This window comes from Marseilla massiliensis, from assembly GCF_016899855.1.
Classification (GTDB): Bacteria; Bacteroidota; Bacteroidia; order Bacteroidales; family Bacteroidaceae; genus Prevotella.
Map to the genome: position 1 here is coordinate 1 of NZ_JACJJG010000116.1, position 8,070 is coordinate 8,070.

Genomic DNA, 8,070 nt, shown 5'->3' on the forward strand with positions numbered 1-8,070 from the left:
CATTTGTCTTAACTCCTTGACTACATAACTCCTTAACTCCACATAAATACAATAATAAGAGAAGAATTATGACCTTTATAAAATTAGGTGACTACAACCGCATGACCGTGGTCAAGCAGGTTGATTTCGGAATATATCTTGACGGAGGCGACGAAGGGGAGGTGCTTATGCCCGCGAGATACGTGCCAGAGGGCTGTAAGCCGGGTGACGAGCTTGACGTTTTCGTCTACCTTGACAACGAGGAGCGGCTCGTGGCAACCACGCAGACGCCGCTGGCCAAGGTGGGCGACTTCGCTTTCCTCAAGGTGTCGTGGGTGAACGAGTACGGTGCGTTCCTCGACTGGGGACTGATGAAAGACCTTTTCTGCCCTTTCCGTGAGCAGAAAATGAAGATGGAGAAGGACAAGGGGTATATCGTGCACGTGCATCTTGACAAAGAGAGCTACCGTATAGTGGCTTCGGCTAAGGTCGAGCACTATTTTGACCCGTCGTTCCCGCCGTATCAGCATGGCGACGAGGTTGACCTGCTTGTATGGCAGAAGACCGACCTTGGCTTCAAGGTCATAATCGACAACCGCTTCCCCGGTCTCGTCTACAAGAACCAGGTGTTCAGGGATATACGCACGGGCGACCGCCTTACAGGCTACATCGACATCGTGCGCGAGGACGGCAAGATAGACGTAATGCTGCAACCTACCGGGCGGCAGATGACCATGAATCTCAGCGACGTGCTGCTCGACTATCTTGAAAGTCACGGCGGAGTATGCCCGCTAACGGACAAGAGCCCTGCCGAGGACATTTATTCGAAGTTCAATGTAAGCAAGAAAAACTACAAGAAGGCTGTGGGCGACCTGTACAAACGCCGCCTGATAGTGCTTTGTGACGACTGTATAAAGTTGAGAAAGTAAACCATTGCCGTGAGCGCCCCTTGTAGGGCGCATTGCCAAAGGCCACCTTTTACATGCTGAAAGGTGGCCTTTGGTGTTGTTACGGACGGTCTGCGGGGCGTATGCCGTGCGCCATATGCCGGCTGTCGGCCATTCATCGAGGCCAGATTGCTACATTCCGTAAAATGAATACAACTGTCCGTAACATCGGTAAGCAGGCTTACGCGTGTATGCATTACCTTTGCAGCGTGAAACAAAAAGGTAATAAGTATGGAAGACATTTTCGAGAAAGACCTGTCCGGAGCAATGGTCTCGCCGGACGAACCCGGATATGACAAGCTGATAAACTCTATTTTCGAGACCATGAGGCTGGCTTATGAGCTTAACGACGGATACCATACGCCCGAAGAGACGCGCGGCTACCTCTCGCGCATTACGGGCCGGGAGATAGACCCGTCGGTTACTTTGCTGCCGCCGTTTTATGTTGATTTCGGCAAGAATATCCGTATTGGCAAGCGTTGCTGGATACAGCAGGGATGCACGTTCTTCGACCGTGGCGGGATAACCTTGGGCAACGATGTGTTCATCGCGCCGAAAGTTAACCTCATAACAATCAACCACGACCCCGACCCTGATAACCGCAGCGCCACTTACGGCCGTCCGATAGTGATAGAGGACAAGGTGTGGATAGGCATAAATTCAACCGTCTTGCCCGGTGTGAGGATTGGTTATGGAGCGATAGTCGGCGCCAACAGCGTGGTGACGCGTGACGTTCCGCCGATGACGGTAGTGGGAGGCAATCCCGCGAAGGTTATTAAGACGATAGAGCCAAGGCGCAAGTAACAGGTATTAAGAGGACGTCTTGACTTGACGGCGGCGGCGCGGGCAGGCTGGAAGCCTTGTCCGTGCCGCTTTGTTTTATGCCGATGTCCGTGGAGAGTCAAGTCTTTTTAAGGCCGGGGCGGCGGAAGATAATTACGTAAGTGTAGCTGGTGTTCCCGCTTGCGGTGGTCATTCGCCCTTGTTCCTGACCGTGTGTGCTTAAGCCGTAGGTGGCGTCATGGCGGCTGGCTCGTTGCCCACTAAAAGCCTGTGGCCCAATGCTTTTGCCGCATGCCGTATGTAAAGGCAAGGCGTGCGGCCTTCGGCTGTATGAGGTAAGGCCGTGGCGAGGTTTGCCAAAGGCCATGTTTTGCGTTGCGAAAGACGGCCTTTTATCGCCTTGTTGACGGCCTTTTGCGCTGTAAAAGGCCGTCTTTCGCAATCAGCCCGCCGTAATGTCGGTGGTTAGCGCGCAGCGCTTCATTCATCGGCGGGGGCTAAAACGCTGACAGGATATGCCATATTATGCGCTAACAAGAGGGAACATCTGCCACATATTGCGACAAAATGGCATGCCGGTTGGCATAGTTACGCTGTTGGCATACGTTTTGTTAAATAATTAGTGGCTTTTTGCCGGGATATGGAGCGGCAATGTTCCGATACCGCAAAAGCATTACTAAATTGATAACAAATAAAAAAGAAATAATTATGGGAAAGATTATTGGAATTGACTTAGGTACAACAAACTCTTGCGTTGCCGTGTTTGAGGGCAACGAACCTGTTGTAATAGCTAACAGCGAAGGCAAGCGCACCACCCCTTCGGTTGTAGGTTTCGTAAAGGACGGTGAGCGTAAGATTGGCGACCCGGCTAAACGCCAGGCCATCACCAACCCGAAGAACACCATCTACTCAATCAAGCGCTTCATGGGCGAGACGTACGACCAGAGCCGCAAGGAGGCTGAGCGCGTACCGTTCACGGTAGTGAATGAGGGCGGTTATCCCCGTGTAGACATCGACGGACGCAAATATACTCCGCAGGAAATCTCGGCTATGGTGCTCCAGAAGATGAAGAAGACCGCCGAGGACTATCTCGGACAGGAAGTGACCGACGCCGTCATCACCGTGCCCGCATACTTCTCTGACTCTCAGCGCCAGGCAACCAAGGAGGCAGGACAGATTGCCGGACTTAACGTCCGCCGTATCGTCAACGAGCCTACGGCCGCAGCGCTGGCCTACGGAGTGGACAAGGCCAACAAGGACATGAAGATTGCAGTGTTCGACCTTGGTGGCGGTACGTTCGATATATCAATACTTGAGTTCGGCGGCGGCGTGTTCGAGGTGCTCTCTACCAACGGCGACACCCACCTCGGAGGTGACGACTTCGACCAGGTAATCATCGACTGGCTCGTAAACGGTTTCAAGGCTGACGAAGGAATAGACTTGTCAAAAGACCCGATGGCAATGCAGCGCCTGAAGGAAGCAGCCGAGAAAGCCAAGATAGAGCTGTCAAGCTCAAGCTCAACGGAAATCAATCTGCCGTACATCACGGCTGAAGGCGGTGTGCCTAAGCACCTGGTAAAGACCCTTACACGCGCACAGTTCGAGCAGCTGGCACATTCGCTCATCCAGGCTTGCCTTGTTCCGTGCCAGAACGCCATACGCGACGCCAAGCTGACAACGTCGGACATCGACGAGGTTATCCTCGTGGGCGGTTCAAGCCGTATCCCTGCCGTGCAGGAGTTGGTTAAGAACTACTTTGGCAAGGAGCCTTCAAAAGGTGTCAACCCCGACGAGGTGGTAGCCGTAGGAGCAGCCATCCAAGGCGCAATCCTCAACAAGGAGAGCGGCGTAGGCGACATCGTGCTGCTCGACGTGACACCGCTTACACTCGGTATCGAGACAATGGGCGGCGTGATGACAAAGCTTATCGACGCCAACACCACCATTCCGTGCAAGAAGAGCGAAGTGTTCTCTACCGCAGTTGACAACCAGACGGCCGTAACAATACATGTACTCCAAGGCGAGCGACCGATGGCTGCGCAGAACAAGAGCATAGGCCAGTTCAATCTTGAAGGCATAGCGCCGGCACGCCGTGGCGTTCCTCAGATTGAGGTAACCTTCGACATCGACGCCAACGGTATCCTCAACGTAAGCGCCAAGGACAAGGCTACCGGCAAGGAGCAGGCCATCCGCATAGAGGCTTCGTCAGGTTTGACACAGGACGAGATAAACCGCATGAAGGCAGAGGCCGAGCAGAACGCCGAGAACGACAAGAAAGAGCGTGAGCGCGTGGACAAGATGAACCAGGCAGACTCGATGATTTTCACCACCGAGAACTTCCTGAAGGACAACGGCGACAAGATTCCTGCCGACCAGAAGTCGAACATCGAGTCTGCACTCCAGCAGCTCCGCGACGCCCACAAGAGCGGTGACATCACGGCGATAGACAACGCCATCAACAATCTCAACACCGTAATGCAGGCAGCCAGCGCACAGATGTACCAGCAGGCAGGCGGAGCACAGCCCAACGCAGGCCAAGGCTTCACCGGCAACAACGCCGGCGCAGGACAGCAACAGCAGAGCAATGGTAAATCTGACGACAACGTGCAGGACGCAGACTTCGAGGAAGTGAAGTAAGTATCGGTAAACAACGATAACTATCAATAGTAAAATAGGGTGTAGCTCAACGAGTTACGCCCTATTTTTATTTTAACACTTTCTGACGGATTTGCTTGTTTCTCGGATTTTTATTGTATATTTGTACCATATTTGTGCCGCGGTAAAAAAGTAGGAAATGTGCGACAAAATATGAACGGGCCAAATACAAACAAGTAAAAATCAGCATTATGCCAGCAGCAAAGTTCGAGATAAAGCGCAAATGCCAAGTGTGCGGTCAAGAGTTCATTGCTAAGACCATAGAATCATGGTATTGCTCTAAACGCTGTTCCAACATTGCGTATAAGCGTAGGAAAGACGAGGAGAAGCGGAACCTACGATTAGATGAAATAGTGAAAAGCATCCCGAAGCACCAAGATTATATTAAGGTGTCGGAAGCCTATGCCCTGTTTGGCATCAGCAAAGACACATTGTACCGACTGATACATAAAGGCACCATCTCACATATAAATCTTGGCACTAATCAAATTCGTGTCAGCAAGGAAGAATTGCTGAAGCTATATCCGTTACGCAAGAAAGCTCTGGCTAAACCGAAGCCCGTTACCAAATTGTATAGTCTAGAGCCCAAAGACTGTTATACCATTGGTGAGATAGCCAAGAAATTTCATTTGGATGACAGCACGGTTTATCAGCATATCCGCAGATTTTCTATCCCTACCCGTCAGATAGGTAACTTCGTCTATGCCCCCAAGAAAGAAATTGATAATCTATATAAAGGAGCGAAGCAATGAAGAAAGCGTTGGCCAATACACGAGTTTCGGTAAAACTCCGCAAGTCGGAATACCGCGAGGAATGGTATCTGTATGTTGAAGCCTATCCGGTTTTTCAAGCAGACAAATCCTCTCCCCAAAGAGTGCGTGAATACCTGAACCGTACCATCACCACTCCCATTTGGGATAAGTCGCGGAACGCCCGAACTGACAAAGACGGCAAAACCACTTATAAGCCTAAACGTGATTTGAACGGTATCATCCAATGCAAATCACAGTTAGACCAAGAATCGTGCATCTATGCCGATAAGGTGAGAAGCCTGCGACAGAAGGAATATGATAATGCTTCTTTATATTCTGAAACAGATGCAGAACAAGCAGAACAGTTAGAGCGTTCCCGTTGCAGTTTCATTGAATACTTTGACCATGTGCAGCGCACCCGTCATGCGCACAGTTCTGATTCTATCATCGCCAACTGGAACCGTGTATATGAACTGCTGAAGATTTATTCAAAAGGCAATGCCATTCCTTTTTCGCATATAGACTTAAAGTTTGTAGAATCGTTCCGGCAATTTATTCTCAACGCACCACAAGGTGGGACAAAGAATGGTACTCTCTCTCAAAACACGGCATCCACTTATTTCTCAATATTCAAGGCTGCATTGAAGCAGGCTTTTATTGATGGCTATCTGACTGTTGATATTGGGGCAAAGGTCAAAGGCATTCAAGGAAGAGAGAGCCGCAGAGAATATCTGACGGTTGATGAGTTGAATCGTCTGGCGCAAACTCCATGTGACCCATTATTAAAACGAGCCTCGCTGTTTTCTGCATTGACAGGACTTCGTCATTGCGACATACAAAAATTGAAGTGGTCAGAGATTGAAGAATTTAATGGCGGTTACCGCTTGAACTTTACCCAACAAAAGACCAAAGGTGTTGAGTATATGCCCATATCCGAACAGGCATACCAACTTTGCGGCGAAAGGAAAGACGGTGAGAAATTTGTTTTTGCAGGACTTCCCGACCCGTCATGGATTAACCGTCCAATTAAGAAATGGGTTGCAGAAGCCGGAATAACGAAGCACATCACCTACCATTGCTTTAGGCACTCGTATGCAACCCTGCAACTCGCCGGAGGAACAGACATTTATACTGTCAGCAAAATGCTTGGTCATACGAATGTCCGTACAACTCAAGTGTATGCAAAAGTGGTTGATGCGAAAAAGGAAGAGGCTACAAAGACCATAAGGTTGGATTTGCCAATGACCGAATGACTTTTTATTCACACTTCCACTTATATTATATATCATTAGCCATCTGCACCTTTTATGTGGATGGCTTTCTGTTTCTATTCTCTTTTTGTTCAATTACCTTATGGCATAGTGATGATTCCCTTATGCCGAAAGGCATAATCGAAAAAATCTGATAATGGAATTCCCCATTATGTCTACTAATAATCAGCGCATATCGTTTATGATTCTTATGACCTACTGATGTTTCTTTATGTGATATTAGTCACCCATAAATCAGTATTGAGATTTGCCATTACTTTGCGGCAAAATCAACTGATAACGATATGGAAGACAAGAACATTACATTTGAAGATTTGCCCAAGGCAATGTCATGGATGATGGACAAGCTCAATAAGCTTGATTCCAAGATTGACGGTCTGAACAACATTCCATTAGTACGGCCTGCCGACCAGTGGATGAACCTGAAAGAACTGTGCGAATACCTGCCTAGCCATCCGGCTGAACAGACCGTTTACGGATGGACGAGTTGCCACCAGATTCCGTTTCATAAGAGAGGCAAACGTATTATGTTCCTAAAATCGGAGATTGACGCATGGCTTCATGACGGCAAGCGGAAATCACAGAAGGAATTGGCGGAAGAAGCTGCACAATTCATTAATGCTAAACGAAACAGACCGTTCTAATGGATTCACTTGACTTGTGCAACAGCATCAGAATGGAGTTCGAGGGTATCATAGAGAACAAGATACCTTTGGATGTGTTTCCTGCCAAACTGCAGGACATGGTTCTGGTATTGGCACGGCAAGAAAACTATTCCATTGAGTACACAATGACATCCCTTATTGCGGCAGCGTCAACAGCCATCGGCAATGCAGTCAACATCCGCATCCGTGGTGGCTGGGTTAGTAGTCCTATCCTTTATCTGATACTAGTTGGACGGCCAGGCATGGGTAAAACTCCTCCGCTTGACTTCGCTTTTCGCCCCATCCGCAAGCGTGATGCCAAAGTCATTAAGCAATTCAAGATAGACATGGAAAACTACAATTCCATATTGGAAAGTCAGAAAGGCAGGAAAGACGAAAGGCCGCCATTGCCACCTAAACCGATATTGAAGCGGACAATCATTTCTGACTTCACTCCTGAAGCTCTTATTCGTGCGCTTAATGACAATCCAAGAGGAGTGACTGTGTATGTGGATGAAATAATGGGAATGTTCAACGCCGTGAACCAATACAGCAAGGGGCAACTGATAGAACAGCTTTTAACAGCTTTTAGCGGCAAGCCTCTTGATGTGTCAAGGTGCAGTATGCCGATACCTATCCATATTGAGCGGCCTTTTATAAATATAGTCGGCACGATGCAGACAACTCGTGTGCATGAACTAGTCGATAAAGGGTACAAGGACAATGGCCTGTTGGATAGAATAATTTTCGTTTATCCCCCATCACAGGAAATATCAGACTGGCAGATTGACGAAGATTTCACATCCTCATCGTTTGAGAAATATTCTGCCTTGTGGGAGGATATAATCAACCGTATTTGCGAGATTTGTTTCATGACGGCTGAGAACAACGACTATGCTTTACAAAACGTGCTGAACTTTTCAACAGAGGCTGGCGCCTATTTTACCAACTGGCGTAATGAGTTAATCCACAAAGTAAACCAAATCAAAGACGATAGTATGGTGTGGAAAAGCCACGCGACTTTGACCCTTTTGGCCAA

General features: G+C 48.7%; 7 protein-coding genes. All 7 read left to right on the forward strand.

Annotation, left to right across the window (positions count from 1 at the left end; translation table 11 throughout):
* Positions 1–68 precede the first annotated feature (68 nt).
* Positions 69–908 carry a CvfB family protein gene (locus H6A34_RS12600; RefSeq protein ID WP_205105804.1) on the forward strand — a complete coding sequence of 280 codons (840 nt, stop codon included), beginning with the start codon at positions 69–71 and terminating at the stop codon, positions 906–908.
* Positions 909–1,157: 249 nt separating this feature from the next.
* Positions 1,158–1,730 (forward strand): sugar O-acetyltransferase, encoded by a 573-nt coding sequence (locus tag H6A34_RS12605; RefSeq protein ID WP_205105805.1) that lies wholly within the window; start codon positions 1,158–1,160, stop codon positions 1,728–1,730.
* A gap of 687 nt (positions 1,731–2,417) precedes the next feature.
* On the forward strand, positions 2,418–4,346 hold the full coding sequence (gene dnaK, locus H6A34_RS12610; protein ID WP_205105806.1) for a molecular chaperone DnaK: 1,929 nt from the start codon (positions 2,418–2,420) through the stop codon (positions 4,344–4,346).
* Positions 4,347–4,555: 209 nt separating this feature from the next.
* Positions 4,556–5,116 carry a helix-turn-helix domain-containing protein gene (locus H6A34_RS12615; protein WP_205105807.1) on the forward strand — a complete coding sequence of 187 codons (561 nt, stop codon included), beginning with the start codon at positions 4,556–4,558 and terminating at the stop codon, positions 5,114–5,116.
* The gene (locus tag H6A34_RS12620) at positions 5,113–6,369 is read left to right on the forward strand and encodes a site-specific integrase (protein ID WP_205105808.1); all 1,257 of its coding nucleotides are present in this window, start codon (positions 5,113–5,115) and stop codon (positions 6,367–6,369) included. The genes H6A34_RS12615 and H6A34_RS12620 overlap by 4 nt, the downstream gene beginning before the upstream one ends.
* Before the next feature lie 302 nt (positions 6,370–6,671).
* Complete coding sequence (locus tag H6A34_RS12625; RefSeq protein WP_205105809.1) at positions 6,672–7,031, forward strand: helix-turn-helix domain-containing protein; 360 nt, start codon at positions 6,672–6,674, stop codon at positions 7,029–7,031.
* Positions 7,031–8,070 (forward strand): DUF3987 domain-containing protein (locus tag H6A34_RS12630; protein WP_205105810.1); only part of this gene is annotated, 1,040 nt, incomplete at its 3' end. The genes H6A34_RS12625 and H6A34_RS12630, both read left to right, overlap by 1 nt.